This window comes from Saccharopolyspora antimicrobica, assembly GCF_003635025.1.
Classification (GTDB): domain Bacteria; phylum Actinomycetota; class Actinomycetes; order Mycobacteriales; family Pseudonocardiaceae; genus Saccharopolyspora; species Saccharopolyspora antimicrobica.
This window is the reverse complement of the sequence record NZ_RBXX01000002.1, coordinates 526,810-550,130: the sequence shown is the minus strand read 5'-3', so window position 1 is coordinate 550,130 and position 23,321 is coordinate 526,810. Positions and strand designations below refer to the sequence as shown.

Below are 23,321 nucleotides of genomic sequence, written 5' to 3'. Positions count from 1 at the left end.
GAAGATCCGCGTTCCACATCGGACTGAAACCCTCTTCGTGGCAGGCGAGCGCGTTATTCGCTTGTCCTGCATGGGAAACTGGTTCCATGGTCATCGACTACGCGCTGGCCGGATACCGCGTCGCATCACGGGATGTCCGGCAGGACTGGCAGGACGTCAGCCTGCCGGACACCGAGCTGGTGTCGATGAGCAGCTGCGTGGCGGACCTGCTCGACGTCGACCCGGACGGCTGGGACGACTGGTTCGAGGACGTGGAATCGGCCAGGCGGGGACGTGCTCGGGAAGTGCGGGCCGACCTGCACGTGCTCGGGGTGGGTTTCGCGGTGCCGGACCTCCCGGAACTGCTGACCGACATCACGGCCGGTGGCTGGGAGCGCGCGGCGGGCAGCCTGCCGGAGCGGCTGGTCCGGCAGGAGCCGGCTCCCGGGGGCCGGGTGCTCGGATTCGAACTCGTCGGGTACGACAGCGGGATCTGGCACACCTGGACCTGCCTCGGCGGCCTCGTCCGCGATGTCGGCCACGCTACCGGCGTCCGGCCTGGGCGCTGGGGTCTGATTCAGGACGAGGAGCAGGCCCGGTTGGCTGCCGACTGGCTCACGGAGTCCGGCCTGGGCGATCCGAAGGTCTTCTTCTGGGTAGCGGCCAAGGTGGTCGAACTGCCCGCGTAGGCCGGGTTCGCTTGCGGAGCGCGGTTTTCGGGCGAGGGCCGGGCGATGCCGCAGATACGGGTGCCGCATCGGTTCGGTGACCGACCAGGCCCAGCCCTGTCCGTTGCCCCGAGACGGGAGAGCTCGGCACGAGGTCGAGCTGCAGGCGCTGGCCGGGGTGATGGTGCCGGCGGATCACCCGACCGCTACTGCATGTTCTCCAGGACCGAGTGGTCGGGGGACTTCGGGCAGCGGTAGATCTGCATGTTGTAGCCGCGGCCGATCAGCACCATCGGCGGATTGGACGGCTCGCGGAGTCCCACCGGCTCAGGGTGCGGTGTCCGGTCTTCGAGAGGGATCCAGCTTCCGTTGCCACCATCCCACTCACCGGAACTGATGGTCAGCAGCGGCTGGAGTTCCGCGCCGCAGTCAGCGCAGTGCATGGGCCAGGGATCGCAGAAGCTCCACGGTGCCCATCCGCCGACCTTCCAGCCGGGAGCGACGGACAACTCGTACTGGTAGTGGCAGTTCGCCGTGCTGCTCCACTCGTGAAGCCGGTTCGCCAGTTCTGCCGGGAGTTCAAGCGGACTCGGGTATTCGGTGACGATCTCCGGGTGCACGGCGCAGGGCTCCGGGACGTAGCTGCCGTCACGATCCACATCGGCGGGCTCGGGAAGCACGTCGAGCGGATCGACTACGTCCGCGGCAGTCCGCCACACGAGGTGGACGGCGGGCATCGACGTTTCGACGTGATCGAGCGGGCACCACAGGACCTGGAGCACGTCGGCCCCCGCGGGGCCGGTCAATCCCGGGACGTCGCGCAGGTAGAGCTGGGCGACGGGAAGCAGCGCGTTCGGGCCGGCGTGCCGGGCGTGGCCTTTCTCCAGCGCCGCCAGGAGAACTGCTTCCTCGGTGGACAGCAGGTTCTGGCCGGGCGGTCGCGGGCGGAGCCAGGCCTGTTCCAGCAGGGCACGCCGCCTGCGGAGGTCCTCCAGCGATACGGGTTTCTCCCACCCGTCGTGCGCTGCGGTGCAGACCGGCCAGTCCTCGTTCCGGGGCCAGAGCAGCGGACCTCCGACCGAGCTCTCGAAGCGCGTCGGCAGGCCGCGGCGGGGGTGCAGGCGCACCGCCCGCCGGGCCAGCGGACGCAGCTCGGGGAACGCCGAGGTGACGTCGAGCGGCCGTGGCGGTGTGGTCCTCGTCACGGCCCGCTGCCGGTCAGCTCTGGCGGTCGGCGAGGAGCTTCTCCGTGCCGACGAGGCGGACGCAGGTGGTCAGGCCGGTGATGGCCTCTTCGAGCTCCGCCTGGTCCGGGAAGGTCGGCGCGATGCGGATCACGCTGTCGGTCGGGTCGTCGCCGTAGGGGTGGGTCGCACCGGCCGGAGTGAGGGCGATGCCCGCCTCCTTGGCCTTGGCGACCACCGCGCGAGCGCAGCCCTCGGGAACCTGCAAGCTGATGAAGTAGCCGCCCGCCGGCTTGGTCCACGAGGCGAGCCCGGTGCCGTCCAGTTCGGCGGTGAGGATCTTGTCGACCGCGTCGAACTTCGGGCGGATCAGCGCAGCGTGCTTGCGCATGTGCTCGCGCAGGCCCTCGGCGTCGCGGAGGAAGCGCACGTGCCGGAGCTGGTTGATCTTGTCCGGGCCGATGCTGCGCTTGGCGGTGGCGGCCTGCCACCACTCGATGTTGGCGGGGGAGGAGCCGAAGAAGGCGACGCCACCGCCCGCGAAGGTGATCTTCGAGGTGGAGCCGAAGACGAACGCGCGGTCGGCGTTGCCGTGCTCGGCGCACAGCGCGAGCAGGTCGGCGATCTCAGCGGCCTCGTCGGTGAGGTGGTGCACCGCGTAGGCGTTGTCCCAGAAGATCCGGAAGTCCGGGGCGGCGGTCGGCATGGCGGCCAAGCGGCGCACGGTCTCGTCGGAGTAGACGGTGCCGTCCGGGTTGCTGTACTTGGGCACGCACCAGATGCCCTTCACCTTCGGGTCCTCGGCGACGAGGCGCTCGACGACGTCCATGTCCGGGCCGTCCGGGGTCATCGGGACCTGGATCATCTTGATGCCGAACCGCTCGCAGAGCGCGAAGTGCCGGTCGTAGCCGGGCACCGGGCACAGGAAGGCGATCTCGGGCTCGTCCACCCAGCGGCGCTGGCCACCGGGGAGGGTGCCGAGCTGCGCGAAGACGAGCGCGTCGTGCATGAGTTCGAGGCTGGAGTTCCCCGCCGCCAGCAGCTGCTCCACCGGCACCTGCAGTTCGTCGCTGAAGATCGCGCGCAGCTCGGGCAGGCCCTGCAGCCCGCCGTAGTTGCGCAGGTCGGTGCCTGCGGCGGAGGTCAGCGGGCCCTGCAGGTCCACCAGGTCGTCGGCGAGGTCGAGCTGGCGCGGCGACGGCTTGCCCCGGGTGAGGTCCAGCTTCAGGCCGCGCGCGACCAGGGCCGCGTGGTCCTGCTGGGCGCGATCGCGCTGGGTGGTCAGCTCTTCGACGGTCGATGCTGGAGCGTTCACCGGAGTCCCTTCGCCGTGAATCGTGGAACGGGCCACCTGCACAGCCTAATGACCTGCTCGCGGCGCTTCGGACGGCACCGGGTCGCATCCGCGCACGCACGCCGACGCGCCCGCGGAAACTCTGCGCTGCCAACTGATCTCGCAGAGCTCGGTGCGTTCGTGTTCCTGAACACATGTCCGCTGCGAGTCCACAGAGCAGTGGACCCGCAGCCTGTGGGAATCCCGCCTTTTTGCCCGGTTCTCCGGAGCGCGAGCCCGTGCTGAGCGGTGCTCAACGCCGGAGCAGGTGTCCGTACTGCCGCTCCCCGGCGGCCTCGGAACTCGATGACCATGGGATCGGACATGGGCTCGGGTGCTCGGGATCCGGGCAGATGACGCGGGTGAGCGCGTCGCGGATCGGGGCGCTCTCCGGGTGGCCGGTCGCCAGGCCGATGCGGATCTCGTGGATGCGCCGGGAACCGGGATCGGTGGCCGAGTGCTGGAGTCGCCACTGCTCGGGCAGCTCGTCGTAGACCTCGGTGAGCGGCATGTCCTCCGCTGACGCAGTCCGCTCCGGTCCGGTGAGCGAAAGTTCGTGCGCCACACCGCTCTCGCGCAGCACCGCGCCGCATCCCTCGGTGATCCTGGCGGCATCGTCCGGGGTCGCGTAGATGCCGAATCGGATCTCGGTGAGGTGTTCGTCGGGCATGGTGTGCTCCGCGGTGGCTGGGTGATCGGCGGTGTGCAGACCGTAGCGCGATGCCGATGCCCGGCGCACGTCATTTTCCGCCCCGCTCCACCCGGATCCGGGCGAGCGGTGCCGAATCCGGGGGAGGCGGTTCAGCGGTCCACTGTCGACGGCAGGCCGTCCCGGTAGGTCGGGTATTCCGGGGCCCAGCCCAGCTCTCGCTTGGCCTTGCTGTTGTCGAGCCCGATGCGGGTGCCGACCAGCAGGGAGTGCATGTAGGGCACGGCCCGGAACAGCCAGCCGGGGACCCGGCGCGGCGGCGGTGCTCCTGCGGTCTCGGCCAGCGCGGCCAGGTAGTCGCCCATGTCGACGGGCTGGTCGTCGACGATGTTGTACGCCTGGCCCGCTCGGCCGCGCTCGAGCGCGGCGACCGTGGCGGAGGCGGCATCGGCGATGTGGATCGGGTGCAGGGTCGCGGCCGGGCGGGGGATGGGGAGCTGCCGCTTCCTGGTCAGCTCCAGCATCTTCCGGGTGGCCGGCTCGGGTCCGTAGAACAGGCCGTAGCGCAGGGCGATTCCTTCGAGGTCCGGCGACCGGAGCACCTGGTCCTCATTGGACCGCAGTGACCGCATGTGGTGCCCGAAGGGGCCGCGTTCCGGCTCGGCGTACGGGTGGTCTTCGGTGAGCAGCCCCGGACCGTGGTCGCGCCAGCCGTAGCCGAGGAAGAACGACTGGGTGACGAACCTGCGCGCGCCGAGCCGTTTCGCGGCGCGCAGCAGGTTCCGGGTGCCGACGTCGCGCAAGGCATCGGTGGGGTGCAGGTCGCGGTGGAAGGCAGGTGTCCGGGTGATGGCGGTGGCCTGGTGGATCACTGCGTCCGCGGTGCGTCCGTCGAGCGCGGTGAGGAGGGCGTCGGCGGCCATCACGTCGGTCACCACGGGGGTGACCCCGGCGGTGCGGAGCCGCTGCGCTCCGGATGCCGTCCGGGTGAGTCCGACGACCTCGTGGCCCGCGGCGAGCAGCCGCGGCACCAGTTCGGAGCTGAGCGTCCCTGTCGCTCCGGCGAGCACGATCCTCATCGCCGCACCTCCCGCTGGAAGCCGGTCGCTGACGGGGTCGGGGCGTTCCGCGGGAGTCGAGCACGCGTTGTCATCAGGTCGTTCCCTTCGGTCTCGGTCGCTGGGAGGACGAGCGGGGGCTCCGGGATGTGACAGGCGGGGTATTGGACAGCTCATTTCATAACCTGTTACGGTCGTCGCATGGCGCGACCGAGGCTGTTCGACGAGGACCGTGCGCTGGAAGCCGCGATGCGGACTTTCTGGGCGAACGGTTATGAGGCGACGTCGACCCAGGATCTGTGCGAGGCGACCGGCCTCGGTCGCAGCAGCATCTACAACACCTTCAGCAGCAAGCACGACCTGTTCATCCGAGCGCTCGTCCGCTACGTCGAAACCACGACGGCGAACCAGCTGGAGATCCTGGACGACGCTGGGCATTCCGAGCTGGAGCGGATTCGCGCGCTGTTCGGAGTGGTCGTCGACTCGGAGCTGGAGAACCAGCGGGACGGGCGCAGCGTCGGCTGCCTGACGGTGAACACGGTCGTGGAGCTCGCTGGACGGGACGCAGAAGCGGCTCAGGTCCTCGATCGCGACGCAGAGCGTCGCCTGAACTCGCTGCGGATGGTGATCGAGGCCGGGCAGCGCAGCGGGAGCATCACGTCCACGCGTGATGCGGCTGCGCTCGCCGCGTACGTCAACGCGGTGATCGGCGGGATGCGGATCGCCAGCCAGGCGGGTGCCGGTCAGGCCGTCCTGTCCTCCATCGCGGAAGCGGCAATGGACGCCCTGACCTGCTGAGTCGGTGCGGGTGGGCGGCTGGCTGAACTTTGCGCCAATTTTGTACTGATCTATCTAAAACAAGGGAGAACAATGCCTCGCGCGGTCTACATTCTCGCCCTGGGCATCTTCGCCATGGTGACCAGCGAGTTCGTGGTGGCCGGGCTGATGCCGCAGATGGCCACCGGGCTCGGTGCCACCATTCCGCAGATCGGATACCTGATCACCGCCTTCGCCGCGGCGATGGCCTTCGGCGGGCCGCTGCTCAACATCGTCCTGCTGAAGATCCGGCCGAGAAGGGCGCTGCTGTCCCTTTTCGCGATCTTCCTCCTCGGCAACCTGCTGGCGGCCACCGCGGTGGGCTACGGCGTGATGGTGGTGGCCCGCGTCACCACCGGTGTGGCGTCGCAGGCGTTCTTCGGGGTCGCGCTGTCGCTGGCCGCGCAGCTGACCCGTCCGGAGATCCGCGGCCGGGCTTTCGCGGTGGTGATGAACGGGCTGATGCTGGGCACCCTGCTCGGCATGCCGCTGTCCACACTGGTCGGTGAGGAGTTCGGCTGGCGCGCGGCCTTCTGGACGATCTCGGGGCTGGCCGTCGTCGCCGCGCTGTGCACCCTCGCCGGCGTGCCCGACCTCGACAGCGCGAAGGAGGAGGGCGACTTCCGGCAGGAGCTGGGCGTCTTCCGCAAGCCGAAGCTGTGGCTGGTCCTGCTCACCAGCATGTTCATCATCGGCGGCACGTTCACGGCGTTCAGCTACTTCAACCCGATCCTCACCCAGGTGAGCGGCTTCCAGACCGGGACCGTCCCGCTGCTGCTCGTCGCCTACGGCGCCGCGACGGTCGTCGGGAACACCATCGTCGGCCGGTTCGCCGACCGCTACCCGGTCAGGGTCCTGCTCATCGGACTGGTGCTCAACGTGGGCTTCCTGACCGGATTCGCGCTGCTGGCGCACCTCAGCGTCGCCGCGGTGCTGTTCATGCTGGGCATCGGCCTGGTCGGGGTGACGATGAACCCGGCGATGATCACCCGCGTGCACCGAACCGCCAATGCGCGTCCGCTGGTGAACACGGTGCACTCCTCGTTCATCACCATCGGCGTGATGATCGGTTCCTGGGGCGGGGGAGTGGCCATCGGCCACTTCGGCTTGCGCGCCCCGCTGTGGCTGGGGGCGGCGCTCGCGGTGGTCGGAGTCCTGACGCTGGTTCCCGACCTGGTGAGCCGCCGCGCGGCCGACAGTCCCGCCCAACCGGTCGACAGCGCACAGCCTGCGACCACGGTGTAGCGGCGCGGAGTCCTGCGGTGTGCCGGGTTCCTGTTCCCGGCACACCGCAGGTGCACTAGCCTTCACGACGTGACGGCACCTGTTCATGCTGCTGTGGTCGGTTAGTTCCGGACCTCTCCCGACCTGTCGACGGGTCGGTACCTGATCGTCCACCTTCCTCTTCATGCGGCTCGAAGCGCGATTCGCGCCGAGCCGCATCTACCGCATCAGCAGGAGCGGTTCGTGCACCTCCCTGAAATCGATGCTGCCCGCGCGCAGCAGATCATGCCCGGAACCGGCCGCTGGCTGTCGGCGAACGGCGCGGAACCACCGGCCCGGTTCGTCGACGCCGACGACCGGATGTCGGCGAAGCGGGCGTGCGAGTTGGTATGCCGGGGAACCGGTTTGCTGTGGCGAGGCGATTTCCACCAGGCCCGCCAACTGCTCGCCGCGCTCTCCCGCAGGCTGCGGCGGTCGCCGCAACGCCCCTCGTCAGTAGCCGAAGCGTTCGTCCACCACCGGCGGGAGCAATCGCGCCGGGCACGAGCGTTGTCGCTCGTTCTGGTGAGAATTGAGCCCGGCCACGTGTTGGCGCTGCGCCGTGCGCCGGACATCGGCGCTGCTTGCCAGGACGTCTACGGGGCGGTTGACGAACCGTACGTCGTTCCGCTGCGAGAGCTGCTCGGCGTGATCAGCGCGCGGGAATGGCGGCAGAAGGGCGTCTCGGTGCCCGCGCTCGGCGCGCGAATCCACCCGCACTACGGAGTGTTCGCCCCGACCCGGAACGAGTACGTCGACTTGGTCGCCGATGCCCCGCTGCCGCCGGTCGGGACCGCGTTCGACATCGGTACCGGAACCGGCGTGCTGGCAGCGGTTCTCGCCCGCCGCGGCGTGCCCCGGGTGGTGGGCACGGACAGCTCTGCCCGGGCGATCCGCTGTGCGGAGGACAACGCACGACGACTTGGACTCACCGGGCAATTCGAAGCCGTCCGGACCGATCTCTTCCCGCCGGGACGCGCGCAGCTGGTCGTGTGCAACCCGCCGTGGATCCCCGCCGAGCCGCATTCGGCGCTCGACCACGCGGTCTACGACCCGGGCAGCCGGATGCTGCTGGGCTTCCTCGACGGACTGGCCGATCATCTGCAACCGGGCGGTGAAGGGTGGCTGATCCTCTCCGATCTGGCTGAACGCCTCGGCCTGCGCACCCGATCCGACCTGCTGAACGCGGTTCGCGGAGCAGGACTCCGCGTCCTCGCCAGATCGGACACCGGGGCCCGGCATCCGAAGGCGGCGGCTTCCGGCGATCCGTTCCACGCCGCGCGCGCAAGCGAGATCATCTCTCTGTGGCGGCTCGCACGGCCGGAGAACTGACCGGGCATCCGCGGGTGTCGTCCAGCACGGCACCCGCGGATGTCACGTTCCACGCCCCCGACCCGTCTCATCCGAACCGACGGGAAGGAAAGGGCGAGTGCGGAAACCGATCTTGGTGACGGGTGGGACGGGCACGCTCGGCAGCGTCGTCGTGCAGCGACTGCTCGATACCGGGCAGGACGTGCGGGTGCTCAGCCGTCGTCCCGGCTCGACCGGCACTGCGCGCGAATGGGCGACCGGAGATCTGCGGACCGGTGCAGGCATCGACGCGGCGACCTCGGGCGTCGACGTGATCGTGCACTGCGCGACGACGCTGAGCAGCAAGGACGTAGCCGCGACGGAACGATTGATCGGTGCGGCTCGGCGCAACGGCGAACCGCACCTGGTCTACATCTCGATCGTCGGCGTCGACCGGGTGCCGCTCTTCTACTACCGGGCGAAGCTCGAAGCCGAAGAACGCGTGAGGAACTCGGGGCTGCCCTGGACGATCCTGCGGCCACGCAGTTCCACGACCTGGTGGCCCGCACGATCTCGCTGCAGCGCCGGTCACCTGTGATCGTGACCCTCGCGGGGGTGAACTTCCAGCCGATCGACGTCCGGGACGTCGCAGCCCGCCTGACCGAAATCGCGACCGGCGCTCCGGCGGGTCGTGTCCCGGACATGGGTGGCCCGGAGATCCGCGGCCACAGCGACCTCGCGCGCACCTACCTGGCCGCGACCGGCCGCCGCCGACTGGTCCTGCCGATCCGACTGCCGGGAGCCGTCGTGGCCGGCTACCGACGCGGCGGTCATCTCGCTCCGGACTAGGCCGTCGGAGGCGTCACCTTCGCCGAGTTCCTCGCCGAGCGGAGCCGGTGAACGTGCGCGCCGGGCTTCGCGTGCCTGTGCTCAGCCGCGGCGCTTCGACAACAGGTGCGCGGCGGCCGCGGTCGCGCCGGTGACGGTGAAAACCGCAGGCCACGCGCCGATTCCCTTGGCCAGCGGATGTGATCCGGCCAGCGCTGCCGCGTAGGTGGTGCCCAGCGCGAGGGCCGGTCCGATCCCGGTCCGGCGGCGGCAGGTCTCCATCGCGGCGAGGCCTGCGCATGCTGCCACCGCCCCGCCCCAATGCCGGTGCTTGGACGCGCGGGCGACCGCGAAGCCGCCGATCAATCCGGCCGAGGTCAGCAGGCTGGACGGGATGGCCATGCGCACTCCTTGCAGCTGGCTGCGGGCTTGCTCCCGCGACTCTACCGGGCCGGGATCGGGAGGTTCTGGCGCAAACCCGCCCGGAAGGTGCCCTGCCGGGCATTTCGCGCTAAGAAATGTGCTGGTGTCTTGTCCCTTCGGAGTTCCGGGAGCCTGCATGCGGCGCGTTCGGATGGGTCTGCTGGCTGCGTTGTGCGTCCTACCGCTGAGCGGGTTGCCCGCGGCGGCGCAACCACCGCAAGGCCCGGTCTTCGAGGACGGCGAGGCGCAGCCGGTGTTCGACCCGGCGCAAGCGGTGCGCGAGGACCTGTTCGTGACCGCGCCGGTGGACAGCGACCACGACGGGCAGGACGACCGGGTGCACGTCCAGGTGGTGCGGCCGAAGGAGACCGACCGGGGCCTGCGCGTACCGGTCGTCTACCAGGCCAGTCCCTACTTCTCCGGTGGCAACGACGTGCCCAACCACAACGTCGACACCGAGCTGCACGTACCCGAGCAGCCGGGCCACCGGTCGTTGCGCACCGCCGCCGGTGACCAGCGGATGTCAGCGGCCGCCGACATCCGCTGGGGTTACGAGGAATACCTGCTGTCCAGGGGATATGCCGTGGTCTACGGGGAATCCCTGGGCACCGGGGAGTCGACCGGGTGCCCCACCACGGGGGCCGAGAACGAGACGATCGGCGCGAAGTCGGTCGTCGACTGGCTGAACTCGCGGGCCCCCGGCCACGACGCAGGCGGTGCGCCCGCGAAGGCCGACTGGGCGACCGGCAAGGTCGGGATGATGGGCGTTTCCTACAACGGCACGCTGCCCAACGCGGTGGCCAGCACCGGAGTCGACGGGCTGGAGGCGATCGTGCCGATCGGCGCGATCTCCAACTGGTACGACTACTACCGCGGCGCCGGAGCCGTCGTCGCGCCGGGCGGCTACCAGGGCGAGGACGCCGACGTGCTCGCGAAGTTCGTGCACACCCGCGCCGACCGCGAGCCGTGCCGGGAGGTCATCGACCAGATCACCGCTGATCAGGACCGGATCACCGGCGACTACAGCCCGTTCTGGGACGAGCGCAACTACCTCAACGACGTCGACGACGTCCGCGCTGCCGTGCTCGCGGTGCACGGTCTCAACGACTGGAACGTGAAGACCGGGCAGGCCGCCCAGTGGTACGAGGCGCTGCGGGAGCGCGACGTGCCGCACAAGATCTGGTGGCACCAGTCCGGGCACACCGACCCGCTCGGGCTCCGCAAGGAGGAATGGCTGCGGGAGCTGAACCGCTGGTTCACGCGTTACCTGTACCAGGTTCCCAACGGGGTCGAGGGCGAACCGCGGGCCACCGTGCAGCGCGAGGACGGCAGCTGGGTCGAGGAAGCCGAGTGGCCGGCGCCGCAGGCGGCGGAAGCGACCCTGCGCCCCACTCCCGGCGGCTCCGACCGAGGCGGGCTGACGACGGCGAGCAGCCCCCACCGGGCCGTCGAATCGCTGCGCGACGACGCCACCCGGACGGCCGAGGACCTCGCGGCGGCACCGAGCTCGCCGAACCGGCTGGCCTACTTCGGCGAACCGCTGGCGGAGCGGGCCCGGGTCAGCGGAACGGTGCGCGCGTCGCTCGCCCTGGCCTTCGACCGCCCGGCGGCGAACGTGACCGCGCTGCTGGTGGACCAGGCGCCGGACGGCTCGGTGTCGGTGGTGACCCGGGGCTGGGCCGACCCGCAGAACCGGGACGCGATCGACCGGACCTCGCCGATCGAGCCGGGGCAGACCTACCAGATCGAGGTTGCGATGCAGCCCGACGACTACGTGTTCGCCCCGGGGCACCGCCTCGGCATCGTCGTGCTGTCCAGCGACCACGACTTCACCTTGCGCCCGAAGCCGGGAACCGGGCTGTCGCTGGAGCTGTCCCGGACCGCGATCACGCTGCCGCTGGTCGGGTCCATCGGGTAGCGGCCCCGGTCGTTCGACGGGCAGTCGGAGTGCTGGCTCCGGCTGCCCGTTTTGATGCTTGCTCGCGTTGCTGGCCAGTCGCGGAGCGCATTCACCGGTCGGACGATCGCCGTCACCCTTGCAGTCGTCACACCACAGTGGACTTTTTGACGTTCTTCGACCGAGTTGTCCACAGCGGACCACTTAGTCAACAGATTCCGAAAAATGCCTTTCCGCAACGGGTTTCGGCGTCCATCGTGGTGGCATGACAACGCGACTCAACACCACCGTTTCGCTGACCGAACCCGCCGACGTGCTGGCCGCCGTGCCGCACATGCTCGGATTCCACCCGACGGACTCGCTCGTGGTGCTGACGCTGCACGACCTCGCGTTCACCCCGAGATTCGGCGTCACGCTGCGCACGGACCTGCCCTGCTCGATGCAGATCTGCGGGTTCGGCGAGCACCTGCTGTCCGGGCCGCTCGGGAGCCAGCGGGCAGAAGCCGTCATGCTCGTCGTCGTCGGTGCCGAGCCGAACGTGGCCGCCTGCGACGACAACTGCGCCGGCGCCTGCCGCAGGCCACTGCTCAACGGGCCCGAGGTGGACGAGAACGACACCGGTCCGCCGCACGCCGACCTGATCGACATGCTGCGCGATTCGTTCCACCGGGCCGGAATCGTGACCGTCCACGCCATGTGGGCACCGGAGATCCAGGCCGGTGCACGATGGCACTGCTACTCCGATCCGAAGTGCTCCGGCGAGATTCCCGACCCGAAGTCCTCGCCCGTCGCGGCGGCGATGGCCGCTGCGGGGGCGGTGACATTCGGCAGCCGGGACGAACTCCGCGCGCTGGTCGAGCCCGAATCGCCCCAAGCCGTCGCGCGCTGGTCGGCCAAGCTCGACGTGCTGGCCGAGGAACGCATCGAAGACGACGCCCAGAACCGGGTGGCGCGGGACGTGCAGCTCGTGCTCGCGGCAGTCCAGCGCGCGGCCAGCGGTTCAGCGCTGACCGAGGACGACCGCCTGCGGGTGCTGCTGGCGGTGTCGGACACCAGGGTGCGCGACATCGCCCTGGGCACCGCGCTGGGCGAAACGGCCAGGGCGGCCGAGGAGCTCTGGCTCGCCCTGGTCCGCAACGCCCCGGCTCCGGAACTGCCCGAGGTCGCCGCGCTGCTGGCCTTCTCCGCCTACCTGCGAGGTGAGGGAGCGCTCGCCGGTGTCGCACTCGAGCGGATCGAGCGGACCCGGCCGGACCACCAGCTGGGCATCCTGCTGCGGCAGGCCATGGAAGCCGGCCTGCCGCCCGCTGAACTGGCCATCATCGCCCGGGACGCCGCCGAGGACGCCCGGATCGTGCTCGAAGAGGAGGGAACCTGGTGATGCACGACAACGCGAAGACCCGACTGCTGTGGAAGACCGGCTCAGGCGCCCTGGCGCTGCTGGGTGAAGTTCCAGGCGTCCCGCACGATGACATCGAGATCGGCTCGCTGCGGCTGCCATCCCAGCTCGTCCCGCGCGCGCTGGCTCGAGGCCACCAGCGTCGCCGGGTCACCGGCGCGGCGCGGGGCGACCTCGGCGGGGATCGGGTGACCGGTGACCTGACGGCAGGTGTCGATCACCTGCTTGACCGAGAACCCGGTGCCGTTGCCGAGGTTGTAGATCCGGTGCTCACCGGCGACGGCGTTCTCCAGGGCCAGCAGGTGGGCGTCGGCCAGGTCCGTGACGTGGATGTAGTCGCGGATGCAGGTGCCGTCGGCGGTGGGCCAGTCCTCGCCGAAGATCTGCACCTGCTCCCGCTGGCCGAGGGCGACCTGCAGCACGATCGGGATGAGGTGCGTCTCGACGGTGTGCCGCTCGCCGAAGGCGCCGTGCGCGCCGGCCACGTTGAAGTACCGCAGGCTCACCGCGCCGATGCCGTGGGCGTTCGCGTAGGAGGTGATCGCGTGGTCGATGGCCAGCTTCGTCGCGCCGTAGGTGTTCGTCGGCCGCGTCGCGGTGTCCTCGGTGATCGGCGTGTCCTCGGGCTCGCCGTAGGTCGCCGCGGTGGAGGAGAACACCAGGCGGGGCGTGCCGTGCTCGCGCATCGCGTCCAGCAGGCTCAGCGAGGTGACGACGTTGCCCTGCCAGTACTTCTGCGGGTCCTGCATGGATTCGCCGACCAGCGACTTGGCCGCGAAGTGCAGCACACCGTCGTACGGCTCCGCGAGCAGCTCGCTCGCCGCCGCGGCGATGTCGGCCTCGACGAACTTGCAGCCGGCCGGGACCGCGTCGGCGTGCCCGGTGGACAGGTCATCGACCACGACGACCTCGTGACCGGCCTCCACCAAGCGTGCGGCGCACACGCTTCCGACGTAACCGGCGCCGCCTGTGACGAGGAGCTTCAAGTGGGTACTGCCTTCCGTGCGAGTTCTAGTTCGGCCGCCGTCGACCGGCGAGCGGCAGCGGTCGCCCGGTGGTCACCGGTCCCGCCCCGCCCCGGCGGAGGGTACCGCTGTGAACAACCGGGGCGCGGCCAGGTGCGCCCGGGCGAAGGCGTCCAGGACGGCCTGCTCGATCTTCGACCGGTCGGAGACGGGCACCAGCGCGATCGCGGAACCGCCGAAACCACCGCCGATCATCCGGGAACCCAGCGCGCCGGACGCCAGGGCGGAATCGACCGAGAGGTCCAGTTCCGGGCTGGAGATCCGGTAGTCGTCGCGCAGGCTGGCGTGCGAGGAGTTCAGCAGCGGGCCGATCTCGGCGTACCGGCCGGCGCGGAGCTCGTCCACTGTGGCCAGCACCCGGTCGTTCTCGGTGACGACGTGCCGCACCAGCGGGCGGAGTTCTTCCGGAAGCTGCGGCAGCACCGCCGGCAGTTCGGCCGCGGTCACGTCGCGGAGCGCCTTGCGCTCGAGCAGTTCCGCTGCCCGCTCGCAGCCCCGGCGGCGTTCTCCGTAACCGGATTCGCTGTGCGAATGCTTCACGCGAGTATCGATCACGAGCACTTCCAGCCCGGCGCTGACCGGGTCGAACGGAATCTGCTCGCCGACACCGGTGCGCACGTCGAAGAACAGCGCGTGCGCCTCGGTGCACGACAGCGAGGCGGTCTGGTCGAGCAGGCCCGTCGGCGCCCCGGCGAAGTCGTTCTCCGCCCGTTGCACCAGGCGCGCGATCTCACCGAGGGTCGGCGCGCCCGGTTGCCCTGGCGCGGCGTTCGCGGTGTCGAGCAGGGCCAGCGCCGTCGCGCACTCCAGCGCGTGGGACGAGGACAGGCCCGCACCGGTCGGCACCTCGCCGACGATCATCAAGTCCGCTCCGCGGAGCGGGAAACCGGCCTCGCGCAGTGCCCAGGCGACGCCGGCCGGATAGGCGGCCCAGCCGCCGGGGGAGCCGGGGCGCAGCTCGTCGATGCCGATCTCGGGGCTGCGGTGCAGCCGCCCGTCGCTGCCGAAGGTCGCCGTGGACAACCGGCCGTCGGTGCGCGACCGGACCGCGACCGCGGTCCGGTGCGGCAGGGCGAAGGGGAGCACGAACCCGTCGTTGTAGTCGGTGTGCTCCCCGATGAGGTTCACCCGTCCAGGTGCGGACCAGACCGCGTCGGCGGCATTGCCGTGCTCCTCGGCGAACAATGCCGCCGCGCGCTCGGCCGAGGTCACTTGGCGTGCACCATGACCGCGTGCGCGATGCCGGAGGTCAGTTCGGTGCTGCCGTTCTCGCCCCGGACCTCGATCGGCTTGTTCGGCCCCACGACCGACATGATCTCCACCTCTTTGCCCGGCACGACACCGACTTCCTTCAGCTCGGTCATCAGGTCCGGGTCGAGCTGGACGTGCTCGGCGATGCGGCGGATGATCGCGCGGCCTCCGCCGTTGCGGGCGATCTCGTCGACCCGCTGCAGGTCGCCGTCGACCGAGCCCTCGGCGTGGTCCACGCCGAGCTCGTCCAGGCCGGGGATCGGGTTGCCGTAGGGGGACGTGGTGGGGCTGCCGAGCAGTTTGACGAGCTTGCGCTCCACGGCTTCGCTCATCACGTGCTCCCAGCGGCACGCTTCGTTGTGCACGTGCTCCCACTCGAGGCCGATCACGTCGACGAGGAGCCGCTCGGCGAGGCGATGCTTGCGCATCACGCTGATGGCGCGTGCGCGGCCGGTCTTGGTGAGTTCGAGGTGCCGGTCCTCGGCGACGGTCAGCAGCCCGTCGCGTTCCATTCGGGCGACCGTCTGGCTCACCGTGGGGCCGCTCTGCTCCAATCGTTCGGCAATTCGGGCACGGAGTGGAACAACGCCCTCTTCTTCGAGGTCGTAGATGGTGCGGAGGTACATCTCAGTGGTATCGATGAGATCGTTCACGTCGGCTCCCCATTCAGTCCCAACCACGATGCTAGTCGCCCCGGGCGACAGCGGTCAGCGGTCGGGGAGTTGACTGCCAGGATTTTCGACCGACCTCGTCGCCGGGCTACGAAAGGCCGTCCTGTGGATCCTTTGATCAGTACCGATGATCTCATGACCGCGTTGCGGGGGCAGGCACCCCCGACCCTGCTCGACGTCCGCTGGTCCTTGCTCGGGCCGCCCGGGCGCGAGGCTTATGAGGAGGGCCACCTGCCGGGTGCGGTGTTCGTCGATCTGGATGCCGAACTGGCCGCCGCACCGGGCACGGCCGGCCGCCACCCGCTGCCGGAGCCGGAGGACCTCGAAGCGGTCCTGCGGCGTGCCGGAGTGGACTCGGACCGGCCGGTGGTCGTCTACGACGCGGACAACGGTTCGGCGGCCTCTCGTGCCTGGTGGCTGCTGCGCTGGGCCGGGCACCGTGAGGTGGCCGTGCTCGATGGCGGCTACGCGGTGTGGGTCGCGGAGCAACTGCCGACCACGACGGAGCAGCCGCAGCCGAGCGAGGGTGATTTCCGGGTCCGCCCGGGATCGATGCCGGTCCTGGACGCCGACGGCGCAGCCGGGCTGGCTCGCGAGGGCACCCTGCTGGACGCTCGCGCGCCCGAGCGCTACCGGGGCGACGTCGAGCCGATGGACCCGCGGGCCGGGCACATCCCCGGTGCGCGGAACGCGCCGTTCTCCGCGCACGTGACCGACTCCGGGCGGTGGCGGTCGGCTGAAGACCTGGCCGAGCACTTCGCCGCTCTCGGCGTCGATGCCGGCGGACCGATCGGGGCCTACTGCGGCTCGGGTGTGACGGCGTGCTCGGTGCTGCTCGCCTTGGAACACGCAGGCGTGACCGATCCGCAGCGCCCGGCCGCGCTCTACGCGGGCTCGTGGTCGAACTGGTCGGCGGACCCGGACCGTCCGGCCGCAACTGGAGAGGAGGTGGGCTGAACGATCGACGCGGAACAGCGCAGTGGCTTGGAACACAGTGTCGGCGGACACAGGCGAGGTAGCGTCCGGGGCATGGGTTCTCAGTGCGCGGTGGTGTGGGACGAGTCGGTGCTCGACTACGACCTCGGTGGTCATCACCCGTTGCATCCGATCCGGCTGGACCTGACCATGCGGCTGGCCCGCTCGCTCGGCGTCCTCGACGGGGTCGAGGTGCTCGCCCCGCAGCCGGCGGCCGAGGAGGACCTCCTGCGGGTGCACACCCCGGAGTTCCTCGAAGCCGTCCGCGCCGCGCCGCTGGCCGGGGCCGAGGTGGGGCACGGGCTCGGCACCGAGGACAACCCGATCTTCGACCGGATGCACGAAGCCGCGGCGCTGATCTCGGGCGCGTCGATCCGGGCTGCCGAGCAGATCGTGTCCGGCAAGGCGGACCGGGCGGTCAACATCGCGGGCGGACTGCACCACGCGATGGCCGACCGGGCGGCGGGCTTCTGCATCTACAACGATTGCTCGGTGGCCATCGCGTGGATGCTGGAGCAAGGGGTGGAGCGGATCGCCTACCTCGACGTCGACGTGCACCACGGCGATGGCGTCCAGGCCGCGTTCTACGACGACCCTCGGGTGATGACCATCTCCCTGCACCAGCACCCGCTCACGCTGTGGCCGGGCACCGGGTTCAGCACCGAGATCGGCAGCGGGGCGGCGGACGGCACCGCGGTCAACATCCCGCTGCCGCCGGGGACCGGTGACGCCGACTGGCGTCGCGCGTTCCACGCGGTGGTGCCCTCGGTGCTGGCGGCGTTCCGGCCGCAGGTGCTGGTGACGCAGTGCGGGGCCGACGCGCACCGGGAGGACCCGCTGGCCGACCTGTCGAAGAGCGTGGACGGGCAGCGTGCCACCTACCAGGACCTGCGGGAGCTGGCCGACAGCTGCGCCGGCGGCAAGTGGCTGGCCCTCGGCGGCGGGGGCTACTCCCTGTTCCGCGTGGTGCCGCGCGCCTGGACCCACCTGCTGGCGACCCTGCTGGACCGGGACATCGCTCCGGAGACGACCATTCCGGAGGACTGGATGGCGCACGCGGTGCGGGTCGCCGAGAACGTGCCGCTGCCGACGTCGATGACCGACGGGGCCGACCCGTCGTTCGAGCGCTGGACGGGGGTGACCGCGTCCTCGGTGGACACCTCGATTCGCGATACCCGGCACGCGGTGTTTCCGTTGCATGGTCTCGACCCGGTCGACAGCCGCGACTGAGGAGTCCGAAGTGGACGGAACGGTTCAGGAGCAGACCCCGGGCTACCCGCGGCAGTGGGAGGCCGACGTCGTGCTCTCCGACGGCGGCACGGTGCACATCCGGCCGATCACGGCTGCGGACGCCGAAAAGTTGATCGCCTTCCACGGGCGGCTCAGCGACCGGACCCGCTACTACCGCTACTTCGGCCCGTACCCGCGCATGCCCCAGCGCGACGTGGAGCGCTTCACGCACGTCGACTACGTCAACCGGGTCGCGCTGGTCGCGCTGCTCGGTGACGACATCGTCGCGGTGGGTCGCTACGACCGGCTGGGCGAGCAGAAGTCGGCCGAGGTGGCGTTCGTGGTGGAGGACCCGCACCAGGGCCGCGGTCTGGGGTCGATCCTGCTGGAGCACCTGGCGGCGGCCGCGCGGGAGCGCGGGCTGCAGCGCTTCGTGGCCGAGGTGCTGGCGGAGAACTCGACGATGGTGCGGGTGTTCCGGGACGCCGGCTACCAGGTGAGCCGCGCGATGGAGGAAGGCGTCGTCCACCTGGAGTTCGACATCGACCTCACCGAGGAGTCGGTGGCGGTGGCCCGCGCCCGCGAGCAGGCCGCCGAGGCGCGCAGCGTGCACAACCTGCTGCGACCGCGCTCGGTGGCGGTGATCGGTGCCTCCACCGACCACCGCAAGATCGGCCACGCGGTGCTGGCGAACCTGCTGACCGCTGACTTCACCGGCCCGGTCTACCCGGTGAACCCGGAGCACCGCTCGGTGCGCGGAGTGCGGGCCTACGCATCGGTGCTCGCCATCCCGGACGAGGTGGACCTGGCCGTGGTGGCGATCCCGGCCGCCAGCGTGACCGAAGTGCTCGACGACTGCCTGGCCAAGGGCGTCAAGACGCTGGTCATCGTCAGCTCCGGGTTCAGCGAGAGCGGACCTGCGGGGCGGGAGGTCGAGCGCGAGATGGTGCGCGAGGCCCGCGTGCACGGCATGCGGGTGGTCGGCCCGAACGCGCTGGGCGTGGTCAACACCGACCCGGACTTCCGGCTGAACGCGAGCCTCGCGCCGCAGCTGCCGGGACGCGGGCGCACCGGGTTCTTCTGCCAGTCCGGTGCGCTGGGCGTGGCGATCCTGGCCACCGCCACCGAGCGCGGGCTGGGGCTGTCGACGTTCGTCTCGGCGGGCAACCGGGCCGACGTGTCCGGCAACGACCTGCTGCAGTACTGGCAGACCGATCCGGCCACCGATGTCGTCCTGCTGTACCTGGAGTCGTTCGGCAACCCGCGCAAGTTCGGGCGGCTGGCGCGGCGGCTGGCCCGCAGCAAGCCGGTCGTGGTGGTGAAGTCCGGGCGCAACGCGGTGCGTCCGGGCCTGGCGGCGACCTCGGTGCAGATCGACGAGACCAGCGTGCAGGCGCTGTTCGAGCAGTCCGGCGTCATCCGGGTGGAGTCGGTGGCGCAGATGTTCGACACAGCGCTGCTGCTGGCGCACCAGCCGTTGCCGCAGGGCGACCGCGTTGCCATCGTGGGCAACTCCTCGGCGCTGGGGATGCTCGCGGCGGACGTGGCGCAGGCCCAGGGGCTGGCGCTGGCCGGTGAACCGGTCGACGTGGGTGCCTCGGCGGAGCCGGAGGTGTTCGCCGCCGCGGTTCGCGACGCCGCCCTGCGCCCGGACGTCGACGCGCTGGTGACGGTGTTCGCACCGCCGGTGGCGGTGCCCGGGACCGCGTACGCCAGGGCCATGCGGGAGGCGCTGCAAGAGGCCGATGTCGCGCGCTCCAAACCGGTGGTGACCACGTTCCTGGCCGCCGAGGGCGTGCCGGACGAGCTGGTGGTGCCGGGACCGGACGGGCTCGCGGGCAAGGGTTCCGTGCCGTCGTACCCGAGCCCGGAGCGTTCGGTGCTGGCGCTGGCCAGGGTGACCCGCTACGCCCAGTGGCGGGCGGCTCCGCAAGGTCACTTCGTGCGGCCGCCGGGCGTCGATGCGGACGGGGCGCGGGCGCTGGTCGAGGACTGGCTCGCGGAAGGCATTACCAAGCTCGACGACGAGCGCGCGTTGCGACTGCTCGCCTGCTACGGCATCGACGTGGTGCCCTTCCGGCGGGTGGACGGTGTGACCGCGGCCGTGGCCGCTGCCGAGGAGCTGGGCTTCCCGGTCGCGCTGAAGTCCGTCAGCGACCAGCTCCGGCACCGCAACGATCTGGTCGGCGTCCGGCTCGACCTGGGCAGCGCGGAGGCGGTGCGGGCGGCGTACGCCGACATCCGCCGGGTGTCCGGGCTGGACGAGGTCTACGTGCAGCGGATGGCGGTGCGCGGAACGTCGTGCGTCATCGATCTGATGGACGACCCGTCGTTCGGCACGTTGGTGTCCTTCGGGCTTTCCGGGGTGGCCAGCGAACTGCTCGGCGACAAGGCCTACCGCGCCCTGCCGTTGTCCGATGTGGATGTTTCGGCGCTGGTCAGGGCGCCGCGGGCGGCGCCGCTGCTGGCGGGCTACCGGGGCAGCGAACCGGCCGACCTCGCGGCCCTGGAGGACCTGGTGCTGCGGGTGGCGACGTTGGCCGAGGACCTGCCGGAAGTGCGCGATCTGGCGCTGCGCCCGGTGCTGGCCTCGCCGGTGGGCGCCATGGTCACCGGTGCCAAGGTGGTGCTCGGTGCGTCCCCGGTGGTGCTGGACACCGGGCCGCGACGGCTGCGCTGAGATCCTGTCCGAGACGGAGCCGTTCCGTTAATCTGTGCGACGTGGACACCGATACCGCCGCCCGCAGTCCTGAGCCCGACGCGCCTGCTTCGGTCGTGCTCGGACTGGTGTCGGCCGGGCAGCACCGGATCAAGGTCCGCGCGGCGCAGCAGGACGACCCGAGCAGTCCGGTCGTCGTGCTGGTCCCCGCCATGGGAGTGCCCGCGCGGTACTACCGGCCCTTCGTGGCCGATCTGCACCGCCAGGGCCTGACCGTGGTGACGTTCGACCTGCGCGGCCAGGGGGAGAGCAAACCGCTCGCGGCCCGCGGCGTGCGCTTCGGATACGAGAGCCTGATCGACGACCTGAACGGTGTCCTCGACCTGATCGAGGACGTCTTCCCGCGGGCGCCGCGCTTCCTGCTGGGGCACAGCCTCGGCGGCCAGATCGCCTTGCTGCACACGGCGCGCCACCGGGGCAGGGTGCGGGGTGTCGCGCTGGTGGCCTCCGGATCGGTGTGGTTCCGGAGCTTCCCCGGGGTCTACAAGCTGCGCACGCTGGTCGGAACTCAGGCCGTGGCGAGCGCGTCGACGCTGCTCGGCTACTGGCCCGGGCACAGGTTCGGCTTCGGTGGTCGGCAGGCGACCGGCCTGATGCGGGACTGGGCGCGTCAAGCCCGCACCAGCAAGTACCGGCTCCACGGCTCGGCGACCGATTACGAAGCGGCGCTGCGCGAGGTGCAGGTGCCGCTGCTGACGGTCAGCGTTGCGGGCGACCGTCTGGCTCCGCAGTCCTCAGTGGACCACCTGGCGGCGAAGGCGCGTCACGCGCTGCGCACGTCCAAGCACTACACGAGGGCGGAGTCCGGGGCGGAGAACCTCGGGCACTTCAGCTGGGTGCGCAACGGAGCTGCGCTGTCGCAGTGGGTTCGGGACTGGATCACGTCCGCGCACGAGCCGTCCGTCCACTCCTGAGCGGACAGGGCCGCATCGGCAGAAAGGCCGGCGCCCGGACCGTCGCGAACGCGACAGCCCGGGCGCCGTTCGCATCAGGCCTGGACACCGCATCGCCTGTGCCGGGCGAAGTTCAGCGTCGCGGACCTGTAATGGGTCAGCAGACCGAATCGCTCGGCTTGGGAACTCCGAGCCCGAACAGCGGGCGCAGCTTCAGGCCGACCCAGGTGCCGACCAGGGCCAGCAGGCCCCAGATCCAGCCGTGCAGGGAGAACGAGGCGATTCCCGAGAAGTAGGCGCCGATGTTGCAGCCGTAGGCGAGACGAGCGCCGTAGCCCATCAGCAGACCGCCGATCACCGCGGCCAGCACCACCTTCGCGGGCATGCGCTTGGCCAGCACGAACGCGCCCGAGGCGGCCGAGGCGACCAGCGCCCCGACGATGATCCCGAAGTCGAGCACCGAGGTGGAGTCGGCCAGCACCGGGCCCGCCAGCGAGGCGGCCCGCTCGCCCTGCCAGTAGGGCCAGCTCGCCACGTCGACGCCGATCGCCTGCAGCGCCTTCGATCCCCACAGGACGAACGCCGAGGTGATGCCCCACGGCGTGCCGCGGGTCAGCAGGACGACGGCGTTGAGCCCGGCCAGCAGGAGAGCGCCGACCCACAGCGGCCACGCGCCGCGCAGCACCCGCCACAGCCCGCGCGAGGTCGGCGGTCGACCGGCCGGAGGAGCGTCGTGCCTGCGAGCCCACCGGATCGCGATGAAACCGATCGCACCGAGCACGGCCAGCTGGACGACCAGCGCGCCGAAGTAGCCCAGGCCGGTGTCCTCGGCCAGCGAGAAGGAGCCGAGGGTGATCGCCTCGGAGGTCCACAGTGGAAAGTGCAGGGCACCCAGCACGGAACCGCAGATGAAGAAGAACAGCGTGATGACCATCAGGGTGTTGCCGCCGCCGACGGCGAACAGCGTGCCCGAGGCGCACGCACCGCCCAGCTGCATGCCGATCCCGAACAGCACCGCGCCGACGACCAGGCCGAGGCCGACGGGGGAGACGTTGCCCTCCGCCTCACCGCCGAAGAAGGTCACGCCCCCGGCCAGGATCGGGGCGAACAGGATCGAGGCCACGCCGAGCATCAGCAGGTGCGCCCGGATGCCCTCGGTCTGCCCGACGGAGACGAGCTGCCGCCAGGCCGAGGTGAACCCGAAGCGGGAGTGGAACAAGGTCAGCCCGAGGGCGAGTCCGAGTGCGGCGAGCACTGCTGACTTCACCCCGACCACGACGGCCGCGGCAGCCACCAGGGCCACGGCTGCGAGCACACCGACGGTCAGCGGAACCCACTGCGGTTTGCCCTGCGCTTCTTGCGGGGGTGCAGTTCTCTGCGGGGCGGATGTGGCTGTGGTCGACATTCTCGTCACTCCAAGGCTGGAAGTGGATCGCACCGACGAAACCACGTCCAGGTGACCGATATCCACCAGTTCCGGACTGTGGGAAAGCTGTGGATCGATCCCAGTGATCCTCTTCATCGGCTGTGGCCGCAGCTGCGATGCGCAACGTGACCAGACCACCTGAGCGGCCGCATGCGCCGCCAGGCGCATAACCCACCCACGGCACCTGCACCGCCGCGGGTTCTCAGGCGTCGTCTGGCGAGGACAGTCCGTTCGCCGTGCATTGGTCATACATAAGAACGGGCTCCCGCAGTCCAGGCGGCGTCTGAGGTTCCGCACCCGCACCGCTACGCAAAACGAGCGTGGAAAACCCGATGTGAATTCCG

The 23,321-nt window shown here is 70.6% G+C and carries 19 protein-coding genes and 1 pseudogene; 11 read left to right on the top strand and 9 right to left on the bottom strand.

What is annotated here, in order from left to right; genetic code table 11:
- The first annotated feature begins 86 nt into the window (after nucleotides 1-86).
- Entirely contained in the window at nucleotides 87-668 is a 582-nt protein-coding gene (locus ATL45_RS39250; RefSeq protein WP_177242054.1) for a hypothetical protein, read from the top strand.
- Nucleotides 669-853: 185 nt separating this feature from the next.
- Here the strand turns inward: ATL45_RS39250 and ATL45_RS03135 are convergent, their stop codons facing one another.
- The 4 genes from ATL45_RS03135 to ATL45_RS03120 form a co-directional block, all read right to left on the bottom strand.
- A complete protein-coding gene (locus ATL45_RS03135; RefSeq protein WP_093157433.1) occupies nucleotides 854-1,852 on the bottom strand; it encodes a hypothetical protein in 999 nt (332 codons plus the stop codon).
- 13 nt (nucleotides 1,853-1,865) lie between these two features.
- Entirely contained in the window at nucleotides 1,866-3,146 is a 1,281-nt protein-coding gene (locus tag ATL45_RS03130) for an aspartate aminotransferase type Ic (protein ID WP_177242055.1), read from the bottom strand.
- 271 nt (nucleotides 3,147-3,417) lie between these two features.
- On the bottom strand, nucleotides 3,418-3,834 hold the full coding sequence (locus ATL45_RS03125; RefSeq protein ID WP_143121735.1) for a hypothetical protein: 417 nt from the start codon (nucleotides 3,832-3,834) through the stop codon (nucleotides 3,418-3,420).
- Nucleotides 3,835-3,965: 131 nt separating this feature from the next.
- Nucleotides 3,966-4,892, bottom strand: coding sequence for an NAD-dependent epimerase/dehydratase family protein (locus ATL45_RS03120; RefSeq protein WP_093157436.1), 927 nt, complete (start codon nucleotides 4,890-4,892; stop codon nucleotides 3,966-3,968).
- Between the two features lie 180 nt (nucleotides 4,893-5,072).
- Here ATL45_RS03120 and ATL45_RS03115 point away from each other — a divergent pair, with 180 nt between their 5' ends.
- The 4 genes and pseudogenes from ATL45_RS03115 to ATL45_RS03100 all read left to right on the top strand — a co-directional run bounded on the left by ATL45_RS03115 (nucleotide 5,073) and on the right by ATL45_RS03100 (nucleotide 9,089).
- Complete coding sequence (locus tag ATL45_RS03115; RefSeq protein ID WP_093157437.1) at nucleotides 5,073-5,669, top strand: TetR/AcrR family transcriptional regulator; 597 nt, start codon at nucleotides 5,073-5,075, stop codon at nucleotides 5,667-5,669.
- 72 nt (nucleotides 5,670-5,741) lie between these two features.
- Nucleotides 5,742-6,932 carry an MFS transporter gene (locus ATL45_RS03110; protein WP_093157439.1) on the top strand — a complete coding sequence of 397 codons (1,191 nt, stop codon included), beginning with the start codon at nucleotides 5,742-5,744 and terminating at the stop codon, nucleotides 6,930-6,932.
- Nucleotides 6,933-7,196: 264 nt separating this feature from the next.
- Nucleotides 7,197-8,282, top strand: a complete 1,086-nt coding sequence (locus tag ATL45_RS03105) for a methyltransferase (RefSeq protein WP_093157575.1) — start codon at nucleotides 7,197-7,199, stop codon at nucleotides 8,280-8,282.
- A gap of 97 nt (nucleotides 8,283-8,379) precedes the next feature.
- A pseudogene (locus ATL45_RS03100) lies at nucleotides 8,380-9,089 on the top strand (SDR family oxidoreductase).
- Nucleotides 9,090-9,170: 81 nt separating this feature from the next.
- On the opposite strand, the gene ATL45_RS03095 reads toward ATL45_RS03100, so the two are convergent.
- The gene (locus ATL45_RS03095) at nucleotides 9,171-9,470 is read right to left on the bottom strand and encodes a hypothetical protein (protein ID WP_093157440.1); all 300 of its coding nucleotides are present in this window, start codon (nucleotides 9,468-9,470) and stop codon (nucleotides 9,171-9,173) included.
- Between the two features lie 157 nt (nucleotides 9,471-9,627).
- Here ATL45_RS03095 and ATL45_RS03090 point away from each other — a divergent pair, with 157 nt between their 5' ends.
- Both ATL45_RS03090 and ATL45_RS03085 read left to right on the top strand, forming a co-directional pair.
- Nucleotides 9,628-11,409 (top strand): Xaa-Pro dipeptidyl-peptidase, encoded by a 1,782-nt coding sequence (locus tag ATL45_RS03090; protein ID WP_093157442.1) that lies wholly within the window; start codon nucleotides 9,628-9,630, stop codon nucleotides 11,407-11,409.
- Between the two features lie 244 nt (nucleotides 11,410-11,653).
- Complete coding sequence (locus ATL45_RS03085; RefSeq protein ID WP_093157444.1) at nucleotides 11,654-12,769, top strand: DUF4192 domain-containing protein; 1,116 nt, start codon at nucleotides 11,654-11,656, stop codon at nucleotides 12,767-12,769.
- Nucleotides 12,770-12,810: 41 nt separating this feature from the next.
- Here ATL45_RS03085 and galE read toward each other — a convergent pair whose 3' ends face one another.
- From galE to ATL45_RS03070, 3 genes are all read right to left on the bottom strand, one after another.
- On the bottom strand, nucleotides 12,811-13,773 hold the full coding sequence (galE, locus tag ATL45_RS03080; protein WP_093157445.1) for a UDP-glucose 4-epimerase GalE: 963 nt from the start codon (nucleotides 13,771-13,773) through the stop codon (nucleotides 12,811-12,813).
- 72 nt (nucleotides 13,774-13,845) lie between these two features.
- A complete protein-coding gene (gene galK, locus ATL45_RS03075) occupies nucleotides 13,846-15,024 on the bottom strand; it encodes a galactokinase (RefSeq protein WP_093157447.1) in 1,179 nt (392 codons plus the stop codon).
- The gene (locus ATL45_RS03070) at nucleotides 15,021-15,716 is read right to left on the bottom strand and encodes an iron-dependent transcriptional repressor DtxR (protein WP_093157448.1); all 696 of its coding nucleotides are present in this window, start codon (nucleotides 15,714-15,716) and stop codon (nucleotides 15,021-15,023) included. Before ATL45_RS03070 ends, galK begins: the two co-directional genes overlap by 4 nt.
- A 123-nt stretch (nucleotides 15,717-15,839) precedes the next feature.
- On the opposite strand from ATL45_RS03070, the gene ATL45_RS03065 reads away from it, so the two are divergent.
- From ATL45_RS03065 to ATL45_RS03050, 4 genes are all read left to right on the top strand, one after another.
- Complete coding sequence (locus ATL45_RS03065) at nucleotides 15,840-16,691, top strand: sulfurtransferase (protein WP_093157450.1); 852 nt, start codon at nucleotides 15,840-15,842, stop codon at nucleotides 16,689-16,691.
- 72 nt (nucleotides 16,692-16,763) lie between these two features.
- Nucleotides 16,764-17,939 carry an acetoin utilization protein AcuC gene (locus tag ATL45_RS03060; protein WP_093157451.1) on the top strand — a complete coding sequence of 392 codons (1,176 nt, stop codon included), beginning with the start codon at nucleotides 16,764-16,766 and terminating at the stop codon, nucleotides 17,937-17,939.
- Nucleotides 17,908-20,619 (top strand): bifunctional acetate--CoA ligase family protein/GNAT family N-acetyltransferase, encoded by a 2,712-nt coding sequence (locus ATL45_RS03055; protein ID WP_093157452.1) that lies wholly within the window; start codon nucleotides 17,908-17,910, stop codon nucleotides 20,617-20,619. The genes ATL45_RS03060 and ATL45_RS03055 overlap by 32 nt, the downstream gene beginning before the upstream one ends.
- 41 nt (nucleotides 20,620-20,660) lie before the next feature.
- On the top strand, nucleotides 20,661-21,572 hold the full coding sequence (locus ATL45_RS03050; protein ID WP_177242056.1) for an alpha/beta hydrolase family protein: 912 nt from the start codon (nucleotides 20,661-20,663) through the stop codon (nucleotides 21,570-21,572).
- Between the two features lie 136 nt (nucleotides 21,573-21,708).
- Here the strand turns inward: ATL45_RS03050 and ATL45_RS03045 are convergent, their stop codons facing one another.
- Complete coding sequence (locus tag ATL45_RS03045; RefSeq protein ID WP_093157454.1) at nucleotides 21,709-22,956, bottom strand: YeeE/YedE family protein; 1,248 nt, start codon at nucleotides 22,954-22,956, stop codon at nucleotides 21,709-21,711.
- Nucleotides 22,957-23,321 lie beyond the last annotated feature (365 nt).